24 protein-coding genes are annotated in these 22068 nt (G+C 40.3%); 10 read left to right on the forward strand and 14 right to left on the reverse strand.

Features of this window, described 5'->3' with window-relative positions:
- Nucleotides 1–305: 305 nt before the first annotated feature.
- Nucleotides 306–848: a Uma2 family endonuclease gene (locus tag NMG86_RS19225; RefSeq protein WP_026795821.1), complete on the reverse strand. Its 543-nt coding sequence runs from the start codon at nucleotides 846–848 to the stop codon at nucleotides 306–308.
- Nucleotides 849–947: 99 nt separating this feature from the next.
- Nucleotides 948–1430: a ribonuclease HI gene (gene rnhA / locus NMG86_RS19230; RefSeq protein ID WP_026795822.1), complete on the reverse strand. Its 483-nt coding sequence runs from the start codon at nucleotides 1428–1430 to the stop codon at nucleotides 948–950.
- A 90-nt stretch (nucleotides 1431–1520) separates the two neighbouring features.
- Between rnhA and NMG86_RS19235 the strand changes: the two genes are divergently transcribed.
- Nucleotides 1521–2120, forward strand: a complete 600-nt coding sequence (locus NMG86_RS19235; protein ID WP_227351486.1) for a chorismate lyase — start codon at nucleotides 1521–1523, stop codon at nucleotides 2118–2120.
- An 83-nt stretch (nucleotides 2121–2203) separates the two neighbouring features.
- Here NMG86_RS19235 and cobJ read toward each other — a convergent pair whose 3' ends face one another.
- Genes cobJ through cobG form a run of 4 tightly spaced genes read right to left on the reverse strand, consistent with a single transcriptional unit; the run spans nucleotide 2204 to nucleotide 6494 of the window.
- The gene (gene cobJ / locus NMG86_RS19240; protein ID WP_026795823.1) at nucleotides 2204–3667 is read right to left on the reverse strand and encodes a precorrin-3B C(17)-methyltransferase; all 1464 of its coding nucleotides are present in this window, start codon (nucleotides 3665–3667) and stop codon (nucleotides 2204–2206) included.
- Nucleotides 3664–4368, reverse strand: coding sequence for a precorrin-2 C(20)-methyltransferase (gene cobI, locus NMG86_RS19245; protein ID WP_026795824.1), 705 nt, complete (start codon nucleotides 4366–4368; stop codon nucleotides 3664–3666). Before cobI ends, cobJ begins: the two co-directional genes overlap by 4 nt.
- Entirely contained in the window at nucleotides 4365–4994 is a 630-nt protein-coding gene (locus tag NMG86_RS19250; protein ID WP_036833638.1) for a precorrin-8X methylmutase, read from the reverse strand. The genes cobI and NMG86_RS19250 overlap by 4 nt, the downstream gene beginning before the upstream one ends.
- A 24-nt stretch (nucleotides 4995–5018) precedes the next feature.
- Nucleotides 5019–6494, reverse strand: a complete 1476-nt coding sequence (gene cobG / locus NMG86_RS19255; RefSeq protein ID WP_237747541.1) for a precorrin-3B synthase — start codon at nucleotides 6492–6494, stop codon at nucleotides 5019–5021.
- Between the two features lie 217 nt (nucleotides 6495–6711).
- Between cobG and NMG86_RS19260 the strand changes: the two genes are divergently transcribed.
- Nucleotides 6712–7941: a bifunctional cobalt-precorrin-7 (C(5))-methyltransferase/cobalt-precorrin-6B (C(15))-methyltransferase gene (locus NMG86_RS19260; protein ID WP_026796292.1), complete on the forward strand. Its 1230-nt coding sequence runs from the start codon at nucleotides 6712–6714 to the stop codon at nucleotides 7939–7941.
- Between the two features lie 425 nt (nucleotides 7942–8366).
- Here the strand turns inward: NMG86_RS19260 and NMG86_RS19265 are convergent, their stop codons facing one another.
- Nucleotides 8367–9119 carry a cobalt-precorrin-6A reductase gene (locus tag NMG86_RS19265; protein WP_026796293.1) on the reverse strand — a complete coding sequence of 251 codons (753 nt, stop codon included), beginning with the start codon at nucleotides 9117–9119 and terminating at the stop codon, nucleotides 8367–8369.
- A 638-nt stretch (nucleotides 9120–9757) separates the two neighbouring features.
- On the opposite strand from NMG86_RS19265, the gene NMG86_RS19270 reads away from it, so the two are divergent.
- Both NMG86_RS19270 and NMG86_RS19275 read left to right on the forward strand, forming a co-directional pair.
- Complete coding sequence (locus NMG86_RS19270; protein WP_026796294.1) at nucleotides 9758–13717, forward strand: EAL domain-containing protein; 3960 nt, start codon at nucleotides 9758–9760, stop codon at nucleotides 13715–13717.
- Nucleotides 13717–13983: a glutaredoxin family protein gene (locus NMG86_RS19275; protein ID WP_026795832.1), complete on the forward strand. Its 267-nt coding sequence runs from the start codon at nucleotides 13717–13719 to the stop codon at nucleotides 13981–13983. The genes NMG86_RS19270 and NMG86_RS19275 overlap by 1 nt, the downstream gene beginning before the upstream one ends.
- 89 nt (nucleotides 13984–14072) lie before the next feature.
- On the opposite strand, the gene hisB is transcribed toward NMG86_RS19275, so the two are convergent.
- Nucleotides 14073–14681, reverse strand: a complete 609-nt coding sequence (hisB, locus tag NMG86_RS19280; RefSeq protein WP_026785558.1) for an imidazoleglycerol-phosphate dehydratase HisB — start codon at nucleotides 14679–14681, stop codon at nucleotides 14073–14075.
- Between the two features lie 267 nt (nucleotides 14682–14948).
- Nucleotides 14949–15725 (reverse strand): enoyl-ACP reductase FabI, encoded by a 777-nt coding sequence (gene fabI / locus NMG86_RS19285; RefSeq protein ID WP_026785557.1) that lies wholly within the window; start codon nucleotides 15723–15725, stop codon nucleotides 14949–14951.
- A gap of 178 nt (nucleotides 15726–15903) precedes the next feature.
- Between fabI and ntcA the strand changes: the two genes are divergently transcribed.
- From ntcA to NMG86_RS19300, 3 genes are all read left to right on the forward strand, one after another.
- Nucleotides 15904–16569 (forward strand): global nitrogen regulator NtcA, encoded by a 666-nt coding sequence (ntcA, locus tag NMG86_RS19290; protein ID WP_026795833.1) that lies wholly within the window; start codon nucleotides 15904–15906, stop codon nucleotides 16567–16569.
- Between the two features lie 163 nt (nucleotides 16570–16732).
- Complete coding sequence (locus NMG86_RS19295; RefSeq protein WP_071783161.1) at nucleotides 16733–18358, forward strand: DUF3084 family protein; 1626 nt, start codon at nucleotides 16733–16735, stop codon at nucleotides 18356–18358.
- 1 nt (nucleotide 18359) lies between these two features.
- Nucleotides 18360–18773 (forward strand): pre-16S rRNA-processing nuclease YqgF, encoded by a 414-nt coding sequence (locus tag NMG86_RS19300; protein ID WP_026785555.1) that lies wholly within the window; start codon nucleotides 18360–18362, stop codon nucleotides 18771–18773.
- Nucleotides 18774–18945: 172 nt separating this feature from the next.
- On the opposite strand, the gene NMG86_RS19305 is transcribed toward NMG86_RS19300, so the two are convergent.
- The 5 genes from NMG86_RS19305 to NMG86_RS19325 all read right to left on the reverse strand — a co-directional run bounded on the left by NMG86_RS19305 (nucleotide 18946) and on the right by NMG86_RS19325 (nucleotide 20785).
- Nucleotides 18946–19137 carry a hypothetical protein gene (locus tag NMG86_RS19305; protein ID WP_036833336.1) on the reverse strand — a complete coding sequence of 64 codons (192 nt, stop codon included), beginning with the start codon at nucleotides 19135–19137 and terminating at the stop codon, nucleotides 18946–18948.
- A 158-nt stretch (nucleotides 19138–19295) separates the two neighbouring features.
- Nucleotides 19296–19640 carry an immunity protein CdiI family protein gene (locus NMG86_RS19310; protein WP_026785554.1) on the reverse strand — a complete coding sequence of 115 codons (345 nt, stop codon included), beginning with the start codon at nucleotides 19638–19640 and terminating at the stop codon, nucleotides 19296–19298.
- A gap of 20 nt (nucleotides 19641–19660) precedes the next feature.
- Complete coding sequence (locus tag NMG86_RS19315) at nucleotides 19661–20041, reverse strand: hypothetical protein (RefSeq protein WP_026785553.1); 381 nt, start codon at nucleotides 20039–20041, stop codon at nucleotides 19661–19663.
- Between the two features lie 178 nt (nucleotides 20042–20219).
- On the reverse strand, nucleotides 20220–20510 hold the full coding sequence (locus NMG86_RS19320; RefSeq protein WP_026785552.1) for a hypothetical protein: 291 nt from the start codon (nucleotides 20508–20510) through the stop codon (nucleotides 20220–20222).
- Nucleotides 20507–20785, reverse strand: a complete 279-nt coding sequence (locus NMG86_RS19325) for a hypothetical protein (RefSeq protein WP_026785551.1) — start codon at nucleotides 20783–20785, stop codon at nucleotides 20507–20509. Before NMG86_RS19325 ends, NMG86_RS19320 begins: the two co-directional genes overlap by 4 nt.
- Nucleotides 20786–20919: 134 nt before the next feature.
- On the opposite strand from NMG86_RS19325, the gene NMG86_RS19330 reads away from it, so the two are divergent.
- From NMG86_RS19330 to NMG86_RS19340, 3 genes are all read left to right on the forward strand, one after another.
- Nucleotides 20920–21078, forward strand: a complete 159-nt coding sequence (locus tag NMG86_RS19330) for a hypothetical protein (RefSeq protein WP_193372454.1) — start codon at nucleotides 20920–20922, stop codon at nucleotides 21076–21078.
- A gap of 186 nt (nucleotides 21079–21264) precedes the next feature.
- Nucleotides 21265–21609 (forward strand): hypothetical protein, encoded by a 345-nt coding sequence (locus NMG86_RS19335; RefSeq protein WP_026796295.1) that lies wholly within the window; start codon nucleotides 21265–21267, stop codon nucleotides 21607–21609.
- Nucleotides 21606–21800: a hypothetical protein gene (locus NMG86_RS19340; protein WP_026785549.1), complete on the forward strand. Its 195-nt coding sequence runs from the start codon at nucleotides 21606–21608 to the stop codon at nucleotides 21798–21800. Before NMG86_RS19335 ends, NMG86_RS19340 begins: the two co-directional genes overlap by 4 nt.
- Nucleotides 21801–22068 lie beyond the last annotated feature (268 nt).

Raw genomic sequence — 22068 nt, forward strand, 5'->3', positions numbered from 1 at the left:
CTGAATATAGAATCACTAAAATAAAGGGCGCAGATAAACTGTACCCTTTATTTTTAGGCTGGATTTTGGCAGAGTTATTTCTATTTTTGTAAAACAATATGTTTAATCGTCATTCCGGTTTTCTCCACCAATTGTCCATCCACCCACTCTTGATGCTCGGGGGGATTCGCCATAAAATCTTCTAGGGAAAAGGTTTCAGTTTCGGTTAAAACTGTACTGTATTCCTCTGGTAATGTAATCCCTTTCTGGAGGAGGCTAGTAATAAACGAACCTTAAGTTTGTGGACAAGAAACATTATAGCTCAACTAACCAAATAATTCATCAATAGTAATCCTAAATCCTAATAAAACAATTTGTGTATTAATAATATCACCAGCTTTAAACGCCAAGGTTTGATTTTCAGTAATAATTAAAATGCGATGATTCTCAGGAAAAACCAACCACACTTCTCGACAACCGGACTCTAAATATTCACTAGCTTTAGCAAATAAATCCTCCGCCGCATCACTGGGAGAAGCAATTTCAGCTAGGAGTGGAGGACTTTGGGGTAATGTGGGAAACTCCCCAAATTCTGTCAGTAATTCTGGCGTGAGATAGGAAACATCAGGACGTCGCCCTTGTTTTAAGGTGCGACAGGGAAGTTCAACCATTGTTTCTCCTCCCTGTCCCGACTCATTGATATAATTTCTCCAGTAAAAGTCTAATCTCGATTGAATCCTACTATGTTTGATTGTCATTCCGGTTGTCTCCAGTAGTTGTCCGTCCACCCACTCTTGATGTTCGGGGGGATTCGCCATAAAATCTTCTAGGGAAAAGGTTTCTGTTTCGGTTAAAGTTGCGATCGCCATATTCATTGATTCGCCTTTGCAGGACTGACAAATATTATTATATCAAATCTGGATATAATGTCATCCTATCCCGATCTAATTCAATCTAAATTAACGAAATTAATTCTCTTGGGAATAACCCAAATCTGGGAGTAAATCCGGTTGATGTGAAGCCTTGACAGCCAAGCGATCGCAACATTCATTTTCTTCATCTCCCGAATGACCTTTAACCCAAAGAAATTGAACTTGATGTTGTTCGGATATAGTGAGTAATCTTTCCCACAAATCAGGATTTTTAGCCGATTCTTTTTGACTACGTTGCCAATTATTTTTCTGCCATTTCTTCGCCCATCCTTTATTCATGGCATCAACTAAATAGCGAGAATCCGTATATAAATTAACAGCACAAGGAAACTTTAAGGCTTCTAATCCTATAATAGCCGCGATTAATTCCATGCGATTATTAGTAGTAAGTTGATATCCCCCTGATAATTCCTTGCGGTGAGGGCCAAACATCAACACCACGCCATATCCTCCTGGCCCTGGATTCCCACTACAAGCTCCATCGGTATAAATTGTAACTTTTTTTAAATTGTCGTTCATAATCCCATACTCAAAACCTGATACCTGACACCCGTTGCGCTATCATAGACAAATGACGTTAAGTTTTGTTGCATACCCTTGACTGCCAGTATTAGAAAACTCGAACCCGTTACTCAACCAACTGCTTGGCATCGTCTTAGGTGTCAGTGGCAGGGGGATGAAGCCATTGTGAAACAAGGACTACCCCATAGTCAACTGTCTCCCCCCTGGCAAATTTTAATGCTAGGGGATGGTTCTCCAACTCGACATCTACAATTATTAACTGGGGAACCCACAGAGGTCGATGTGATTGATATGTCAGCCATTGGTCTGAGTACGGATAACGCCCCAGAACAGATTTTAGCCGTTCCTGGCCCCCGTGTCCGCCGTCAAGTCTGGTTAAGAACCGCATCAGGACAACGGTTAGCCTACGCGACATCCTGGTGGGAAGCCAGTCATGTTGATGAATATTTACAAAATCGGTCTTTACCTATTTGGGCAAGTTTGGCACGGTTGCGAACGGAACTGTATCGAGATGTGCAAGGAATTTATTATGGGGATAGCAAAGCCTTAGAATTAGCCTTTGGAGAATCGGGGCCGTTTTGGGGACGTCATTATTTATTCTGGCATCATGGCAAACCCTTAACCCTAATTTATGAAGTCTTTTCTCCCTATTTAACTCAATATTTAGGAAAAACCGGAGAGGTTTAAATATTCTTTATTTCCTCAGAATAGCGATAAGGTTTTCTCGAAAAAATAAGTTTATCCTTGAACCAGATTAAAAAACCTATTTTCTAATAGTGACGCGGGGTATAAACCCATTGTTTTTTATCTCCTTGCTGAATAATTCGAGTTTTACTCGATCCGATTAAAATTACCGTTCGCATATCGGCATCTTCAACGGTTAATTCTGCTAGGAATTTGATCGTTACGGTCTGCCCTTTGCGTCCTAAATTATGGGCTAAAATAATAGGGGTTTGGGGCGATCGCCACTTTAATAAAATCTCTTTAGCCTGGGAAAGTTGCCAAGTCCGATCCTTAGAAACTGGGTTATAAAATGCGATCGCTAAATCCGCTTTTGCCGCCAACTCAATTCGCCCAGCAATTGTTTCCCAAGATTTGAGAATATCAGATAAGGAAATCGCACAAAAATCATGGCCTAACGGGGCTCCCACACTGGCGGCCGCCGCTTGCATAGCTGAAATCCCAGGACATACCTGAATATCTAGGTTTTCCCATTCCGGTTTTGCCTTTTTTTCTAATACCTCAAACACCGCCGATGCCATAGCATAAATCCCCGGATCACCGGAAGAAACTAACACCACCGACGCACCACCGGAGGCTAAATCTAAAGCTATTTCCGCCCGATCTAATTCCACCCGATTATCCGATTCATGGCGAATAATTTCCGGTTTCCGTAGGGATTCTACTAAATCTAAATAGGTTTTATAACCCACCCAATCCGTTGCGGTTTCCAGCACCTCTCGCACTTCTGGAGACATCCAACGGGCTGCACCCGGCCCCGTTCCCACAATCGCTAACTTGCCAGGATTTAGCCCGGTTTCTGGCGGGGAAATAGGGCTTTCTTCCCCTAGGGTAGTTCGGTAGAAATCCTTTGAGTTGCCCTGATCCAAGAGATAAACCAAACAATTTAAACTCGGTTTTGCTAATTCTAAATTATTATGATCTCGAATCTCAATAGTTAATTTTCCCTCGGCTGAAAAGGGTAACTGACTATTTTCTAACCAGTCGGCTTCACCAATTAATTTTACTGTTTCCCCCGCTAACAAATCGGAAATAAAAGTTTTAGCATCATCGGGATTAACTAATTGATAACCCGCCGGGGGAGATAATAATGTGGTTTTAAATCTAATCTCGCCACTGGTGGTAATTGCCGGGGAAATTTGCAGCGCGATCGCAATTTGACGAGCTAAATCATTAACACCTTGTAAACCGCCCAATAAAGGGACTACAGCACTACCATCTTCCGCGATCGCTAATACCGGAGGTTCGGTATTTTTATTAATTAATAAAGGAGCAATTGTCCGAATCAATATTCCCGCCGCACAAACTCCAATTATCGGTGTTCCAGTTTGGTAGAATTGTCGTACCGTTTCCCCAAAATTATTATAGGTTAAATCCGCCGATTGGGTACGATTAATTAAACCATAAATCATCCCTGAACCGATGCTCTCTTGAATTTTCCGAGCAACTTTTATGCTGGTTTCTGTTAGAATAATAATAGCGGGTGGTTTCATTGCGGTTGGGTGGTACTCGGAACTAAAATTAATGACCAATAGGTGACGGCTTCAGGATCAACTTCAGTAATCGGAATAATTTTCTGATTTGGTAAAGTAGCTCTTTCGATATAAAGGGCGCGATTTAATAATCCTAATTCCGCCAAAATATCCCGAACTTTCGCAAAATGTCGGCCTAATTTAATAATAGCCGCGGCATCAACTTGGGAAAGGCGATCGCGCAATATTTCCGCTTCCAATGTCCCAGGCATAATACTAAAAACATCATTTCGATAGGTGATCGGCACGCCCAACATAGCTGCGCTGGCCATCACCGAAGAAATTCCGGGGACAACTTCAATCGCAAACCGCCCAGCTAGGCGATTCAAGATATACATAAAACTGCCATACAGCATCGGATCGCCCACACAGAGCACCGCCACATCTCGCCCCAAACTCAACTGTTCGGCAATCTTTTCGGCCGCGATATCATAATAGGGTTGGGAACTGCGCTCCACACTGAAGGGCAGGGGCATGGGAATTTCAATCTGATCGGGGCGAATAAAATCGGCCACGATCGCCCTGGCCAAAACCTTGCCATTTTCTAAGGTCGGATAGGCAATTACCGGGACAGTGGTTAGTATCCGGTGGGCCTTGAGGGTGAGTAATTCGGGATCTCCGGGGCCAATACCCAATCCATAAAGTCGTCCTAATGGGCTCATAATTCGTTTTCCTTTGCTAAGGCGTTGACTGCTGCTGCTGCGATCGCACTTCCCCCCCGCCTCCCGTGCAGGGTGATAAAGGGAACACCGCGACTATGGGCTGCTAATTCGGCTTTTGATTCTTCTGCCCCTACAAACCCCACGGGAAAACCTAAAATTAGGGCGGGTTTTGCTATGCCCAAATCTAGTAATTCTAGTAAGTGAAATAAGGCAGTTGGGGCATTCCCAATGGCAACTACAGCCCCGGCCAAATCCGGTCGCCATAATTCCAAAGCCGCGGCTGATCTGGTATTATTAATTTGACGGGCTATTTCAGGAACCTCTGGGTGATTCAGGGTGCAAATAATTGAGTTATTTTGAGGTAATCTCTTGCGGGTAATCCCATTCGCAACCATCTGAGAATCACAAAGAATTTTAGCACCTTTTGTAAGGGCATCCCGTCCGATTTTTACCGCATTGGATGAGGCTTCTAAATCCTGAACAATATCGGTCATTCCACAGGAATGAATTAAACGTACCGCTACATGAGCTAAATCCTCCGATAGATTTTCTAAGGGAGTTTCAGCGCGAATCATCGCAAAGGATTTTCTATAAATATCATCACCATTTCGCAAATAGTCCAGCATATTAATTGTTTGATATTTAAAAAATTATTCTGGTTTAGTTTTATTGATATCAACACAAACTTTTTTAATTAATGGAAGAATATCAACCAGTTTTCCCTCACCAACTTGATAGTTTAACGAGTCTTGACCCTTGCCAATATAAACTTGATAACCCTCAACTTTTTTGCCATTTTGTTCAATTATTGTTCCTAAAAGTGTAATTTCTGCCGGACTCGGTTGGGCGCATAATTTATCACAACCGGTCAAATGAATATTCACGGGGGAATTCAGCGTTAACTGTTCCTTGAGATCATCTGCTAATATTAAAGCATGGATTTGAGTTTCAGTTGCAGCCGCCGCACATCCAGGTTTGCCCGCACAGGCAACAATTCCCGCATCGACTAAACAATTTGATAATCCAAATGGGGCGAGTTTGGGTAATAATTCGGGTATTTTTTGATTGGGAATATCGGGAATTAAAATAGTCTGCCAAGGAGTTAAGCGTAACTGACCACTCCCAAAAGTTTCCGATATTTCTACTAATTCCAAGAGTTGATCAGCACTCAATTTTCCTAATTTCAAGGATAAACCCAGATAGGATAATCCGGCTTGTTTTTGGGGATGAATTCCTAAATGGGCATAGGGTTGGCTGGGTAAGGGATTTAAAGTTTTTAAAACCGTCTTTTCTGGATCAAAAATTAGATTTAAAGGATACTCTAACTCAGCCTTAACTGCTTCGAGATAATTTTCTACACCCCAATCTTTAAGTAAGTGTTTCATCCGGGGCTTTTTGCCCGTTTGGGATGGATTTTGTTGAACATAATTAATATAAACTTTAACCAGCGCAGCCACCACAGATAAACAGTTTTCTGGCTTAATTAATATTGAAGTATGAGATAAATTTTTATCACCTCCAATGGCTAACTGGAAGTAAAGATCGGAGGTTGAATTTATAGGATCATCAATAGCAATTGCTAAGAGTTGAATTTCATTATAACGGTGTTCCCAAGCTATCGGTGAGCGAGTTCCAATTCCCACTTTCCCCCCGCCATCAATGCCAATACTAAATTTAGGACTAAGTTCAATAATTGAGGGATGATTTTGAATAAAATAATCTAATTTTTGAACCAATGGACGAGTATCAATTAATTCTTGACTATCAATTCCGGCGGTGGGACTAGCCATAATATTCCGCAGATGATCTATTCGAGGATCAAATGCAGCTAACCCTAAATTTTGTAAGGTCTGCAAAACTTCCAAACTGGGGGAAGTTTGTACCCCCCGAATTTGCAAATTACCTCGATTTGTGACTTGTAGGGTTTCACTTCCCCATGCTTTAAGTAATTGGGCGATCAATTTTCCCTGTTTACTATTCAGCCATCCCCCAGGGGTGCGGATGCGAATTAAAAACCCATCTTGGGCGGGAGTCCCATAAAATAACCCCGGACAAACATTTGCTTTAACTAACCAATTCACAATTATTTTTTTCTCCATGCGACGCAGAGAATTAGTTAGAAACAAGGGTTTTTTTAATATTACTTAAAAACCGTATTTCTATCCAATCTTGAACCGCTTGAAATTGGCATTCTGACTCGCAAGAGAAAAGCTGAATAGGTAAAATCCAATTATTTTTTCCTTGATTACAGTTGCGGCACAGTAACGGAATCTCACCGGACTTTCCCAACAACAAGCTAGGAAATTATACCATAGACTATAGTTGACAATAATTTTTTTAATTATGAGCGATCAGGATCAGCAGTATCCATGGCTATCAATTATAGGCATAGGGGACAATGGACTAGAGGACTTAACCTCTGTAGGGCGGAGTCTCCTCTCCCTTGCCTCCGTAATTGTTGGAGGGGAACGTCATTTAGCCATGCTAACCGCAGAAGATAAGCGAGAAAAACTTCTCTGGACTTCTCCAATTGAAGATTCAATTAATCAGATTATTCGCCGTCGCGGTCAAGCTGTTTGTGTTTTATCCAGTGGTGATCCGATGTCTTATGGCATTGGCGTTACCCTGACTCGTCACATTCCGATCAACGAAATAACGATTATTCCCTCTCCGTCTACCTTTAGCCTCGCCTGTAGTCGTTTGGGTTGGTCGCTCACGGAGGTAGAAACATTAAGTTTATGTGGTCGCCCGCCAGCTTTGTTAAATGCGGTACTTTATCCGAGGGCTAAATTATTGGTGCTCAGTGCTAATCGACAGACTCCCACCATCGTCGCCCAACTCCTAACCCAACAGGGCTTTGGGGAGAGTCAGATGGTGGTATTGGAACATCTAGGGGGAACCAGAGAACGCCGAATTGAGGGGACTGCCTGCGGTTGGAATGCCACGGATATCGCGGATTTGAATGCGATCGCGATTACCTGTATTTCCTCCCAACCCGTTCCCCTCCCCCCTCGTCTCCCCGGACTGCCCGATTTTACCTATCGCCATGACGGACAATTAACTAAAAGAGAAGTGCGAGCGATTACCCTGGCGGCCCTAGCTCCCCTACCCGGACAACTGCTGTGGGATGTGGGGGCGGGTTGCGGCTCCATTGGGATTGAGTGGATGCGGAGCGATCGCCGTTGCCAAAGTATTGCGATCGAACAGCACCCCACCCGATTACAATATATTGCTGATAATGCAACGGCTTTGGGAACTCCCCACCTCAAAATTGTGGCGGGAAAAGCGCCGATCGCTCTCCAAGATTTACCCCAACCCAATGCTATTTTTATTGGCGGCGGAATTACAGTCCCCGAACTCCTAGAAACCTGTTGGCAAGCATTACCATCGGGCGGTCGTTTGGTTGCTAATGCTGTCACCGTAGAAAGCGAATTAATGATGTTTCAGTGGTATAGTCAATTAGGGGGAGAACTGATCCGCATTGGGATTCAAAGGGCTGAACCTGTAGGCAAATTTTTAGGCTGGAAAGCCATGGCTCCCGTAACTCAATGGGTTGTTTTAAAACCTTATTAACATCTTTTTGGTTTGTTCTTTTAATTAACTGAAGAAAATGTTATAATTATCTTAAATTGTAAGTACCTAAACAAAATTAATTACAAATCCTCTACCCTGTTCCTTGTTCCCTTTATTTCAGTGATTACTAAACCCATTATTGGAGAAACTTGTCATCAGGTTACATTTAGTTATGGGGATGAATTGCGGCTAGATTTTGGTGAAATGTCTGCCTATAATCACCTTAAATTGAAACATTTACGCAAAGGAAGTTGGCAATTTTGTACAAGGGCAACATCTTGGATTTTCCAGCAAGGAGATCAAGTTTTAACTTCTAAGTTACAAGTTAATATAGATGCAGAAATAGATACTGTCAAAAAACTTTTGCAGCAATTGGAAAACAAAGAATTGATTAATCTTGTAAATGATAATTTCATTGAGTCTGATTATTGGTTTTTTACCCAGGAGATCACACTTTCTAAATCCGTAACGATCTCTCCTTCAGGAACCGGGGGACGTTGCACCATTACTACCGTAATTCCTAACTCCCGGGCGGCAATAATTTTGGGATATGTGGCATCACCCCCGCTATTTTTACTAACAATTGCCCCAATTTTATGTTCTTGTAAAAGCGATCGCTCCGACTCCAAAGAAAAGGGCCCCCGTTGCAAAATTAACTGTCCGGGGGGGATGGGTAAATTCGGTTCAGGAGGGTCAATCATTCGCATCAAAAACCAGATATTTTTTACATAGGAATAGGTGGGAAGTTCTTGCCGACCAATAGTAAGAAATATGCGTTCAGCTAACCCGGGTAAAGTCTTGGCGGCAGCTTGATTTGTGTTTACCTCAATCCAATCATCTCCTAATACTGGTTTCCAAGGGGGACGAATTAGCATTAATCGGGGGATACCAGATTTAGAGGCGGCTTGAGCAGCATTAAAGGAAATTTGAGCGGCAAAGGGATGGGTAGCATCAATTAACAGATCAATGTGTTCTTGGCTTAGATAATCTGCTAATCCAGCCACTCCCCCAAACCCTCCGATCCGAAAAGAAACCGGGTTAGTTTGAGTCACGGGTTGTTGGGTTCGACCAGCTAAAGAAGCGATCGCCTCCACACCAGAAATTTGATTAATTTGAGTTGCTATTGCTACCGCTTCGGTGGTTCCTCCCAAAATCAAGACTCTTTTTTTATGATTCATCGAAAATTGCCAAAACAGATTTAATCAGTAATTATTAATTGTATTATTAATGTAGTTTTATTGTAATAATAAATAATATCCTATCCATTATATCATTATCAGAGGCAATTTGTCAAGTTATAATCAAGAATATTTTTACATAGTTAAACTTAGTATATAAGTCAATAATAAATAAATAATTATTATCAAATTTTAAAAAAAGAGTGCTGATTTTAGGGATAGAGTGAAAATTATGATAGCTGTAATCCATGTTTTGAACCAGCCAAAAGCCCTTAATCAGATTGATCCCCTTGCAGATCAATCCGATCCTACTCGAATTCGAGTCAGTTGCTCTCCGATAACAGATTGGGTAAACTCTATTATAATATTGATAATATTCTTTTTTAGAAAATAAATATCCTTGTCTTGAGGATATTCCCTATGACATCAATTTTTTTCCTAAACTGACATCCATCGAAAATCTCTGTAGGGGGTTTATTAACCTTTTTTTAATTTTTATTAAAAAATGTCAAAATTTGAGGGTGATGATTGTAAAATGTATAGGGAGGGACAAACAGAAAACTCTTGGTGTGTCAAACACTCTGCAAAAAGTACGATAACTACGAGTAATCGGATAGACAATGCACAGAACCTAGTTGATGCTCAACAAACACGGGACACAGGCAGATCAAGACCAACTTTATCCTATTGCATCCATTGATCAGGAATGGGACATAGATGGGAATCAAGAAGTTGGATTACTAGATAGCCCCATACTGATTCAGATGATTGCAGACCTACTGCAAGTTGCCTTGATTGTCAGTCATAGGGGTGATGGTCGGGTTTTTTATTGTAATTCTCGCTTCCAAAATACCTTTGGATTGCCTCCCTCGGAAATGTCGGACTTTGCTGAATCTGATATCTTTGCTGATTCCACGGATAGAGAAATTCTGCTGGAGAAATTGCAAGAACAGAATTCCATACAACAACCTCTACAAGTAAAACGGTTAGATGGAACGCTCTGGTGGACATTAGTATCCATGCGTTTACTAACAGTAAATGGGGAAAAGTTAATCCTGTCCACCTACTCCGAACTCCTTCCCAATCCACCTACTCAACCCTTACCAACAGAAGAATTTCCCAGCTTGGCCCGGTTAGACCCGCTTTTAGCCACCTTGCAGTCTAAGATTAGTCAGCAAGCCATGGTTGCTTACCTCGGTCAACAGGCTCTAATTCATTCTGACCTATCAGCTTTAATAGATGAAGCGGTCTGTGTTGTAGCAAAAACCCTGGATGTAGAATACTGTAAACTTTTGGAACTGATGCCCGGAGGTCATGCTTTTTGGTTGAGGGCGGGGGTCGGTTGGCAAAAGGGACTGGTCGGCAATGCTCGGGTAAGTGCCCATATTAACTCCCAGGCCGGGTATACCTTACTCAAGAATGAAACCATTGTGGTAGATGATTTACGGGTGGAAACTCGATTTTCTGGAACTCCCCTGCTACATAATCATCGGGTGATTAGTGGTATGAGTATGGTTATTGCCCGTTGGGGACAGGATTCGGGCTTGAGCAAAACCCAGGTAGATTCTCCACCCATCCCACCCCCCATGTACGGGGGGCAGGGGGGGTGGGGGGTTTTAAGTGTTCATAGCACTCGCCATCGTCAATTTACCCCAGAAGATGCACATTTTTTAGAAGCGATCGCGAATGTCTTAGGGGCAGCGATTGAAAGTCATCGCGCCCAAGGACGTTTACAATTGATGGAACGAGCTATTAATAGTAGTAGTAATGGGATTGTGATTACCGATGCCACCCAACCGGATAATCCGATTATTTTTGTGAATAATGGGTTTGAACGAATTACGGGATATAGCAGGGAAGATATTTTAGGAAAAAATTGTCGATTTTTACAAGGGAATAATTCCCAAGATGCGGCCGTTAATGAACTTCGTCATGCTATTGCAGAAGGAAAAGAATGTCATGTCGAACTCCAGAATTATCGTAAAGATGGTGCGTTTTTTTGGAATGAACTTTCCATTGCTCCGGTCTATAGTCCTAAAGGATATTTAACTCATTTTATTGGGATTCAAGCAGATATAACTAAACGCAAACAATCGGAACAAGCCTTAGTTTTAAAATCCCAAGCCTTAGCTCAGTTTAGTTCTAATCTCAAACATTTGCATCGGATTACAACCTATAATCATCAAAACTTAGATGAACTATTTCGAGATTATCTCGAAGTTGGATGTGAAATTTTTCAATTATCAATTGGTTTCATCAGCAGACTAGAAAACAATCATATTATTATTGATACTGTTCATTCGGATTTAGATTTAATTCAGCCCGGTATGATATTGCCTTTTGAAGAAAGCTACTGTTGTCAAGTCATTCAGACCCAGATGACTCAAGTTCATACCCAAATCGGGCAAAATCCCCAATTCAATCAACTCCAATGCTATCAAAGGTTTCATCTACAAACCTGTTTAGGAACTCCGATTTTGGTAAATGGTGAAATTTATGGAACCTTAGCTTTTGCTTCTTTAGAGGTTAAAACCGCAGATTACAAATCCTATGAACTGGAAATTTTAGAGTTAATGGCTCAAAGTATTGGTAGATTTATTGCTGCTAATCAAACAGAAAAACAACGACTAAAAGCCGAATTAGCTCTGCGAGAAAGTGAAGAACGCTATCGCCGTTTAGTTGAATTATCTCCTGAAACTATTGCAATTCATAATGGAGAACAATTAATTTATATTAATATGGCTGGAGCCAAATTATTAGGAGCAAATCGCCCTCAAGATTTGATTGGCCGCTCTATCTTTGATTTTCTTCCTCCTGATCATTTTAATTCCATTAATAATCCACTTCAAGATCATAACAATGAAGAGGAAACTCGGTCGTTAATAGAACAAAAATTAACTCGGTTAAATGGAGAAGTAATTGATGTAGAAATTGTGGGAATTCCAGCTACCTATCAAGGTCAATCTGCGATTCAAATTATTATTCGAGATATTACCGAACGCAAACAATTTGAAGCCCAACTCATGTATGAAGCCTTACATGATGCCCTGACCCAATTACCGAATCGGAGCTTTTTCAATGAACGTTTGGCTCAAGCATTAAAACGATCAAAACAAGAACCCAATTATCAGTTTGCTATTTTATTTTTAGACCTAGATCGATTTAAAGTGGTTAATGATAGTTTAGGACATCTCATGGGAGATCAACTGTTAATTGAAATTTCCCATCGTCTTTTAAATTGTGTCAGTGCCTTAGATACCGTTGCCCGTTTAGGTGGAGATGAATTTACAATCTTGATTAATCGGGTTCAAAAAATCAGCGATGCAACCAGTATGGCGGAGAAAATTCACTATGAATTAACCCAACCTTTTTATATCCAAGGACATGAAATTTTTACGACCGTTAGTATTGGAATTGTTCCCAGTCGAGGTCATTATCTACCATCGGAAAATAATAGTCAAATCCATCAGTGTTTATTGTATAATAACCCGGATGATTTTTTACGAGATGCTGATATTGCGATGTATCGGGCTAAGGCAAAAGGCAAAGCTCGATATGAAGTTTTTGATTTAAGTATACATAGTCAAACCCTGTCTATATTGCAGCTAGAAACGGATTTACGGCAAGCTATTTATGGACGCATGATAATTGACAAACCACAAAAATCAGAGTTATCAAATCTCCTTGAAAGTCATGATTCAACGGCCTTAAAAACTACAGAATACTTATTAGAAAGCTCCGGTGATCAACCCACAAATATTAAGGGTTTTAAAGTCTATTATCAACCAATTGTTTCTTTATTCAGTGGTAGAATTACTGGCTTTGAAGCTCTAGTCCGTTGGTTCCATCCCACCCGGGGGTTAGTATCACCTGTAGAGTTTATTCCTGTTGCTGAAGAAACCGGATTAATTATTCCCCTAGGGGCTTGGGTTTTACGAGAAGCCTGTCAGCAATTGCAAGTTTGGAAACAACAATTAACCCAAAAATTTAGTTCTATTCAAACTGCCTCTACAGAAGACATTTATCCTGAAAAACAACGGTCTCATTGTGATATTTATCCCTTGACAATGAGTGTGAATCTCTCAAGTAAACAGCTTTGTCAAGTTAATCTCTTAGAACAAATTGATCAAATCTTATCTGAGACAGGTTGTAATCCTAGTGATTTAAAACTAGAAATTACCGAAAGTGTGATTATGGAAGATTTATCCACTTCGTTTATGATTCTAGCTCAAATCAAATCTAGGAAAATTCATCTATCAATTGATGATTTTGGCACGGGGTATTCATCTTTGAGTTATTTACATCAATTCCCCTTAAATAGTTTAAAAATTGATCGTTCATTTATTAGCCCTTTAGATCAGAAAAGTAGTGTCTTTCAAGGAAAAAAAAGCCAGCCTTTACAAATTGTCAAAGCTATTATTTCTTTAGCGCAAAATTTAGATTTAGATGTTGTGGCTGAAGGGATAGAAACCCGGGAACAAAGGAGAATTTTACAGGAGTTGGGTTGTCCATTCGGACAGGGTTATTTATTTGCTAAACCCCTAGAAGCTGAACAAGCAACCAAACTATTACTATCGGAGGCTAAAGAAATCTCATGATCACACTGATTTTATACAGTAAACCGGGCTGTCATTTATGCGAAGGACTGCAAGAAAAATTGGAGAAAATTCAAGCATCATCCCAAACATTAGGAAAATTTCAATTAGAAATTCGAGACATTACTACCCGGGAAGATTGGTTTGAAGCCTATCAATATTCTATTCCTGTCCTGTTTAAATCCGGTGAACCAGACGAACCTATTCCCCGTCCTTCACCTCGAATGTCGGTTATACAGTTGGAACAAATGTTACAGAAGTATTTGTAGGTAAAAAAGTTCATTGTTGCGCTGAGATCACTCTGGGTAGATGCGCTAAAGCGCAACAACGAGGCTGTTACTTTATTTATGAGAAAAAATTACAAAACCCCTTTGGAACTGGGGATAGTATTTGCCCGACGAGAATCAATTTCAACTGCCATTCTTAGGGCTCTAGCAAAGGCTTTAAACCCGGCTTCAATAATATGATGGGAATTGATTCCATCTAACTGACGTAAATGCAATGTTAGTTGACTATTATTAACAATAGCTACAAAAAATTCTCGCACTAATTGAGTATCATAGGTTCCCACTCGTTGGGTCGGAATTTCTAAACCATAAGTCAGGTGAGGACGACCGGAAAAATCTAAGGCCACTTGGACTAAGGCTTCATCTAAAGGGGCAATAAAATGACCAAACCGGACAATTCCTTTGCGATCGCCTAATGCTTTAGCTAAAGCCAAACCTAATGTAATTCCCACATCTTCATTGGTATGGTGATCATCAATTTCAATATCTCCGGTGGCTTGAATTTCTAAATCAATTAAGCCATGGGACGAAATTTGATGCAACATATGATCTAAAAATGGAACTCCTGTAGAAACCTTACAGATTCCTGTTCCATCTAAATTAACAGTTACATTAACCTCCGTTTCCCCCGTTTTTCGGTGTACCGTTGCAATTCTAGGAAGCATATTTAAATCAGTCATCAGTCATCAGTTATCAGTTATCAGTTAATAGTTTTCAGTTGTCAGTTAACAGTTAATAGTTAACAGTTTTTAGTTAACAATTATCAGTTATCAATTATCAGTTATCAGTTAACAGTTTTTAGTTAACAGTTGTCATTCAACAGTTATCAGTCATCAGTCATCAGTCATCAGTTATTAGTTATTAGTTAATAAGCTAACAGTTGATTAACTCTTAAACTGACAACTCTTAAACTGATAACTGTTAACTGTTAACTGATGACTGATTAATTACATTCCCATGATGCAATAACCCGAATCGACATACAGAATTTGGCCTGTAATGCCGCTGGATAAATCGCTACTCAGGAAAGCCGCTGCATTACCGACTTCCGTTTGAGTCACCGTCCGTTTTAGGGGGGCGATTTCTTCGACGTGATGAATCATGTCTAAAATCCCACCCACGGCCGAAGATGCCAAAGTCCGAATCGGGCCAGCCGAAATGCCATTCACCCGAACTCCCAATGGCCCCAATTCCGCCGCCAGGTAACGAACATTCATTTCCAAGGCTGCTTTAGCAATTCCCATGACATTGTAATTAGGAATCACCCGCACCCCACCCAGATAGGTCAGGGTAATAATGCTACCCCCTTGGGTCATCAAAGGTTTAGCAGCCCCACTCAGTTGAACTAGAGAATAGGCACTAATATCTAGGGCGCGAGTAAATCCAGCCCTGGATACATTGCTAAAGTCCCCAGACAGTTCCTCCTTTCCCGCGAAGGCCAGACAATGGATCAGAATATCAATTCGTCCCCATTGGTCACGGATGGCCGTAAATAACTCCTCGATTTGAGTATCATTCTGGACATCACAGGGCAGAAACAAACTAGGGTTAAGGGGTTCAACCAATTCTTGCACCTTTTTTTCAAAACGACCTTTCTCATCAGGAAGGTAGGTGATTCCAAGATTAGCTCCAGCTTGGTGAAGTTGTTGGGCAATGCCCCACGCAATGGAGCGATTATTGGCAATGCCGGTAACAAGTGCGTTTTTTCCGTTCAAATTCAGCATAATAGATTATTCTATAAGTAATTGGTATCCTAATCAAAGCCATGGATTTGCCGATTTCTACCGGGGATAAAACATTGATCAGACAATCATCCGTCGATTAAACAGATAAATGATGCAATTAGCGTAAACTGAAATACGGAAGATATATTAGAGCATTATTAGTGCAAGGGATCGGGTTGTGACGTATGATAGACCGTTAGCAGAAGTGTTCCGCAGTATCGGCGGAGGGGCGTTCCCTCCTGTCGTGGAAAGCTTTGAACGGAGTAAGACGATCTTCTTTCCCGGCGATCCGGCGGAGCGCGTCTATGTTCTGATCAAAGGGGCGGTGAAATTGTCCAGAGTCTATGAAGCTGGAGAAGAAATTACCGTCGCTTTACTTCGAGAAAATAGTGTATTTGGTGTTTTATCGTTAATTACAGGTCATCGGTCAGATCGGTTTTATCATGCCGTTGCCTTTACCTCTGTAGAATTACTCTCAGTTCCGATTGAACAGGTGGAGAAAGCCCTGAAAAGCGATCCCGAACTGCCGATGGTGATGTTGCGCGGATTATCGTCTCGGATTTTACAAACAGAGATGATGATTGAAACCTTAGCTCACCGAGATATGGGATCGAGATTAGTTAGTTTTCTCCTGATTCTTTGTCGAGATTTTGGCGTACCGGGTAGAGACGGAATTCGGATTGATTTGAAACTTTCCCATCAGGCGATCGCAGAAGCGATTGGTTCCACGCGAGTTACCGTTACCCGTTTATTAGGAGATTTACGACAAAAAAACATGATCTCAATTTATAAGAAAAAGATCACAGTCCATAATCCCGTTACCCTAGGTCAACAATTTACTTAATCTACGGTTAGGTTTCCTAGATTAACCTAGAAAAGATCTAGGAAACTTGCTGTTAGATATAATTAGAGAAAATTGAGCAAACTGCATTAACTAGATTATTAAGTTTTTAGATTCTCAGGTTGTAAAATTCTGAGTTTCCACTCTCCCAGACTTTTCTTACTTTATGACCGCAGGAATTATCCTGGTTATATCCATCTTAGTTTTGGGTGGCGTGATTGCGACGGTTAGCGATCGCCTGGGAACTAAAGTTGGAAAAGCCAGGCTGAGTTTGTTTAATCTTCGCCCCCGCAACACTGCTATGGTTGTGACTATTTTAACTGGCAGTGTGCTTTCGGCATTGACCTTGGGGATTTTATTTGCTTCAAGTAAACCCCTGCGTCGGGGTGTGTTTCAAATTGATCAAATTCAAAGTAGATTGAATGATGCTCGGAAGGATTTAACTCGGACGGAAGATGAAAAAAGGCGAGTAGAAAAGGATTTAACCAGAGCCAAAACGGAAATTAACACCGCTATGGCACAGTTAAATATGATTAATCAATCCCTACAAACGGCTCAATCTCAAGCTGTCAAAACAGCAGAAGAATTAGAAAAAACTCAGAATCAATTAGGAGATCTTCGGAAACAACTACAAGATATTCAAATAGAAAGAAAAGCAACGGAAGCCGAACTTAAAAATAGAGAAAATCGACTTCAAGAGGTATTTAAACAAAAAAAAAGTTTACAATTAGAAATTCAAAAACTCAGAACTGAACGTCAAAATTTGATTCGGCAACAAGAACAGGTCAAAGCTCAAATTCAAAATCGCGATCGGGAAATTGTGAAACGGGATCAGGAAATTGGCAAACGAGATCAAGAAATGAAACAGCAGGATCAAGAACTTGAACAACAGGAGCAACAGATCAAAGAACAGGATCAAATTATTGCTAAACGGGAATCTCGGTTGGAAGAATTGGAAACAGAACAGAAAAAATTAGAACAGCAAAAACAAGTTTTAAGTCAACAGGTTGAACTGATTGGACGGGATTTTCAATTATTACGAGAAGGAAGTGTTGTTTTAGAACGAGGACAGGTTTTATCTAGCAGTTTAGTCAGAATTAGTGATCCAAAAACTGCAATTCAGGCGGTTAATACCCTTTTAAAAGAAGCGAATAATTATGCCGTTGAGTCTATACAATTGGGCAATATAAAAGCGGGTCAAGTTCAAGTAATTCAAATTACAAAAGTAGAGGTTGAAGATTTAATTAATCAAATTGATGATGGTCGAGATTATGTGGTACAAGTGATTTCGGCTGCTAATTATTTAGTTGGGGAAACGAAAGTATCGGTTTTTACTAAAGCTGAACCGAATCGATTATTATTTACAACAGGGGAAATTATTGCAGGAACAACGTTAAATCCTTCTATTTTATCTGATGATCAATTGAGAAAGCAAATGCAACAACTTTTAGATGCGTCCAGTTTTCGGGCGCGTTTTGTTGGAGTTGTGGGTGGAACAGTCCAAATTGGGAATGATAGAATGGATACATTAATTCGTTTTTTCCAACAAGTTCAAGAACATAATCAACCCTTGGAAATTCAAGCCATTGCTGCTGAAGATGCCTATACTATTGGGCCATTGCGACTGGATTTATTGGCGCTTCGCAATGGAAAAGTGATCTTTAGTACCCGACGACAACAGGAACAGCCTAATAATTCTAATCCACTAGAAAATCCATCCACCCAGAGACAGAATAATATAGGATATCCAGATTCTCAATCTAATTATACTCAATATGATGATAAAAAATAAAATGATTTTAGGGTTTGATCCCGGTCGAGAAAAATGTGGAATTGCGGTGATGGGTGACGGTTCCCAGTTATATTATCATGAGGTGATTTTATCGCCGGATGTTCCTAAAATTATTGAATCTTTGTGTCAACAATTTACTATTGAAACGGTGGTAATGGGAGATCAAACCACTTCAAAAATGTGGAAACAAAAACTAACTGAAATTTTGCCAGAATCCCTTTCTATTATTCAAGTGAATGAACGATATTCTACCTTAGAAGCGCGCGATCGCTATTGGCAAATTTATCCCCCTAAAGGTTTAACTCGTTTAATTCCCAAAGGAATGCGAACCCCACCTCGTCCGATTGATGATATTGTGGCGATCGTGTTAATTGAACGATATTTGAATCAGTCATCACTCATCAGTCATCAGTAGAAACGTGCTATGGCGCTTCTCTAGCAGTTATCAGTTTTGAATTGATTCAGGACTTACGCAATTTTCTATGCGTAGCGTAGCTCTGTATAGAAAATTGCGTTTTCACGCTCGGAGGTTATTGATTGGGTGGGGGGTTTTATCAAGATGTTTGCCACCCACCGAGCAATGCTCACTATTCCAGTGCGGAGTCAATTTCACTAGATGCTTGTCTATAAGATTCTTCTAGGTCTTGGTTTTGCAATAATTCTAAGGCTAATTCAATTACTTGGGAAGGCGATTGGCATCCCTTGGTAATTTTGTAGCTTTCAATAAATTTTACTAGCGATGTTGGTAAGGAAATTAAAATTTCTTTAGCTTGCGCCATCTTAGTAGTTAGTAGTTACAAATACTGTTATTTAATTATAGCATCAGTTGTCAAAAGAGTAAATTTTAGGATGAAAGACGATCGCGCTTTTTGGAGAAAGGGGGGCAATATCGAAGATTTTCCTACAGGTTGTGCCAATTGCGTAAGTCTTGATATAATTAGGCACTAACCATTAATTCATCTGGGTTATTTATAACTTTTCGCAATTTTTGACTAAAGTAACGCACTTCATAATTAGGAGCCAATTCTTCTCGTAACTGATGCCATAAATCAACTCCTTCTCGTTCAAATTTTTCAGCTTCTTCAACAGTTGCAAAACCTGATGAAGCTGGATCGTCCCACTTCAAAATTTGATCGTAGGTGGCAGCCCATTTTTCCAAACGCTTGATTGTCTTTTTACTCAAGGGTAATAATGCGGGATTGATATCTCCAATATTATCAGGATCGAGTCCCCACAAAGAGTACGAGCAATAATCTGGCATTAACTTGATGTTGATTGTCATTTGATTTCTCCTTTTTTCAGTTATTGTGAAGTAGAGCGAGGATTGGCACAGACTATATAACCATTACTACCTACTGTAACAGCAATTAACTGAGTTTTGCCATTAAAGATAATTTGATAAATAGGGCAATTGGGTTTTTGATAACCTACTACAGTCCCCTGAATAACGGCTAGGAAGACTGCATCGGGAACCTCGGCTTCATAAATTCCTTTTTCGGCAAATTCATCTTTGTGATTTTCTAATATATGTTGCAGTCCAGAACTAGCATTTCCCCTTTCTAAGAAAACTATTTTGCCATTAGGGAGTTGGGATATTCGCAAAATTTCTTCAGGTGTATGTTTAATTCCAGCTTTTCTAAGTTCAGCAATGAGAGTATTTTTTTCGTCGGATAGGTTTGTCAATGTTTATGGCTTTAGTCAATAATAATAGCTGAGGTTAATGGTAGCATAGTTAGAGATGTAAGGGTTGTATAGAAATTTTTAAATCGCAAATGGATACGGATAGATGAAGTGCGATCTCGCTTTTTGGGGAAAGAGCGATCGCACTTCTTAATATTACTATTCCGGTAGCAATCGCACTTTAAGGATGAGGTGTAATTCCAATAACTGTGATTACACCTTTGTCCGGGCCATAATACCAAAAAACTCGAAACGCTGCTGGGGTTTTGTTTTCGACGTAAGCCTCAAATATTTCTTCTTGATTAGGGCCTGATAATGTGTCGTATTTATGAGTTTTCAAGCTGGGATGGCGTAAATTAGTGGCCATTAATCCAAGTGTTTTCAGCACTTTATTGTATTTTTTGGCATCGAGTTCTTGAAGATTAATTAAGCTATCTCTAGCTGATGAAGAAAATTCTATCCGAAAATTCATTCCTCTTCAATCTCCAAATCAGCATATTCAGAAAAGTCACCCAAGTCATGTACTTCACCTTTAGCTGCTTGGGCGAGGCCGCACTTGACTGAGGCTAATGCTTGGGGGTTTTGCCACAACCACTGTTCGCAATCAGGTATGTTGGTTATTGGGTCTAATAAAATTTGTCCGGCTTCGTTGATGAGAACGCGATACTCTGTTGACTTGGGTTCGAGGTTTAAACTGAGGCATCCTTGTGGATCTGTGCTGATTAAGTTTTTCAGAATCCAAAACATATCTTTCAGCTATTATAAAGTTAGGTAAAACTCCCTGGGATAGAGTTTTACTCAATTGTAACACATTAGATTTTGAGCAAGAATATTATGCACCTGGAGTTACAGCTACGCCTCATTCATTGTTACTATTTTTGATGGAACAGCGAGTGCTAAAACCGGCGGATTTGGTGGGAATTATTGGCGATGAAGCCGGAGTTTATGAATTGGTTAATGGCCAGCGAGATATCAGCAAAGAGCAGGCCTTGATTCTGGGTAGTTTTTTTTATGTGGAGCCGAGTTTGTTTACTAATTAATAGCTTTTTAACGGCAAATTTACGCAGATAGAAATGGATGGAGCAAAGGCGATACCTTTGGCTGGCAAAGCCTATGCGCTTTTTTAACCACAAATAGAGATGGATGGGGAAAGGGCGATACTTGTCAAAAAATTGTACTATTTTATGTTAAATTTCAATTGTAATAACTTATAAAATAGTGTAATTATGGCTAATTTACCATCAAGAACAACTGAAACTATCAATCAATTAAAACAGCAGGCGTTAGACATTGTTAATGAAGCTTCAGCCTTGGAATTAACTATTTTTGAGCTATTTGGAGAGACAGAGGTAACGATTCCGGCACTAGATGAAATGAAAAGTGCCGCCGAAGATGCTGAATCTTCCTACTCTCAACTGTCTAATATCCAGCTTCAAATTGCCAAAGCTCAACATCAGGCCTCTCCTGATATGCTACAATTACTAGAACGAGCTATAGCACGAACCCAAGCAAGGATTCCGGCGTTGGAGCGTAGTATTAAAGAAGTTAAAATGGAATATAACTTGCCATGAATAAACAACCCCATATCCCCGATCCAGAAACATCTAAACGCTTGCTTGCTAACCTCCGCCGCTCTCGGATGGAGGTTCAAGAAGTGAATTTAGAATTAGGAGAAATTAATGCGATGCTGGCAGAACAGCTTCGCGAACAAAGATTGAAGCGAGTCAGGCGATCGCTCAATAACTCAACAGCAGAGTTGTAAAATTATTAACAAAAGTAGCCAAAAGTTTATGGAGCGCGATCGCGCTTTTTTAACAACAGATCGACGTGGATGAATAAAGGGCGATCGCGCTTTTTGGGAAAAGGCGATCGCTAATATTACTATGATGGAACTATGGGTAACTTTCCTACAGCATCATCCTATCTGAGTGATTGGATCGTTCAAAGGAATAGTAAATAAGGCATTTTTCACAATATCTGGCTGCGTGTTGATGACGACACCAAAGATGTTTGTATAGACACCAAAAATT

Origin of the sequence: Planktothrix rubescens CCAP 1459/22 (genome assembly GCA_904830895.1) — a bacterium.
Taxonomy (GTDB): domain Bacteria; phylum Cyanobacteriota; class Cyanobacteriia; order Cyanobacteriales; family Microcoleaceae; genus Planktothrix; species Planktothrix agardhii.

Coding starts and splice junctions, on each gene's coding strand:
- NMG86_RS19225 (WP_026795821.1), bottom strand. CDS start 848: ATGGCGATCGCAACTTTAACCGAAACAGAAACCTTTTCCCTAGAAGAT.
- rnhA (WP_026795822.1), bottom strand. CDS start 1,430: ATGAACGACAATTTAAAAAAAGTTACAATTTATACCGATGGAGCTTGT.
- cobJ (WP_026795823.1), bottom strand. CDS start 3,667: ATGAAACCACCCGCTATTATTATTCTAACAGAAACCAGCATAAAAGTT.
- cobI (WP_026795824.1), bottom strand. CDS start 4,368: ATGAGCCCATTAGGACGACTTTATGGATTGGGTATTGGCCCCGGAGAT.
- NMG86_RS19250 (WP_036833638.1), bottom strand. CDS start 4,994: ATGCTGGACTATTTGCGAAATGGTGATGATATTTATAGAAAATCCTTT.
- NMG86_RS19260 (WP_026796292.1), top strand. CDS start 6,712: ATGAGCGATCAGGATCAGCAGTATCCATGGCTATCAATTATAGGCATA.
- NMG86_RS19265 (WP_026796293.1), bottom strand. CDS start 9,119: ATGAATCATAAAAAAAGAGTCTTGATTTTGGGAGGAACCACCGAAGCG.
- NMG86_RS19270 (WP_026796294.1), top strand. CDS start 9,758: ATGCTCAACAAACACGGGACACAGGCAGATCAAGACCAACTTTATCCT.
- hisB (WP_026785558.1), bottom strand. CDS start 14,681: ATGACTGATTTAAATATGCTTCCTAGAATTGCAACGGTACACCGAAAA.
- fabI (WP_026785557.1), bottom strand. CDS start 15,725: ATGCTGAATTTGAACGGAAAAAACGCACTTGTTACCGGCATTGCCAAT.
- NMG86_RS19295 (WP_071783161.1), top strand. CDS start 16,733: ATGACCGCAGGAATTATCCTGGTTATATCCATCTTAGTTTTGGGTGGC.
- NMG86_RS19300 (WP_026785555.1), top strand. CDS start 18,360: ATGATTTTAGGGTTTGATCCCGGTCGAGAAAAATGTGGAATTGCGGTG.
- NMG86_RS19305 (WP_036833336.1), bottom strand. CDS start 19,137: ATGGCGCAAGCTAAAGAAATTTTAATTTCCTTACCAACATCGCTAGTA.
- NMG86_RS19310 (WP_026785554.1), bottom strand. CDS start 19,640: ATGACAATCAACATCAAGTTAATGCCAGATTATTGCTCGTACTCTTTG.
- NMG86_RS19320 (WP_026785552.1), bottom strand. CDS start 20,510: ATGAATTTTCGGATAGAATTTTCTTCATCAGCTAGAGATAGCTTAATT.
- NMG86_RS19325 (WP_026785551.1), bottom strand. CDS start 20,785: ATGTTTTGGATTCTGAAAAACTTAATCAGCACAGATCCACAAGGATGC.
- NMG86_RS19330 (WP_193372454.1), top strand. CDS start 20,920: ATGGAACAGCGAGTGCTAAAACCGGCGGATTTGGTGGGAATTATTGGC.
- NMG86_RS19335 (WP_026796295.1), top strand. CDS start 21,265: ATGGCTAATTTACCATCAAGAACAACTGAAACTATCAATCAATTAAAA.
- NMG86_RS19340 (WP_026785549.1), top strand. CDS start 21,606: ATGAATAAACAACCCCATATCCCCGATCCAGAAACATCTAAACGCTTG.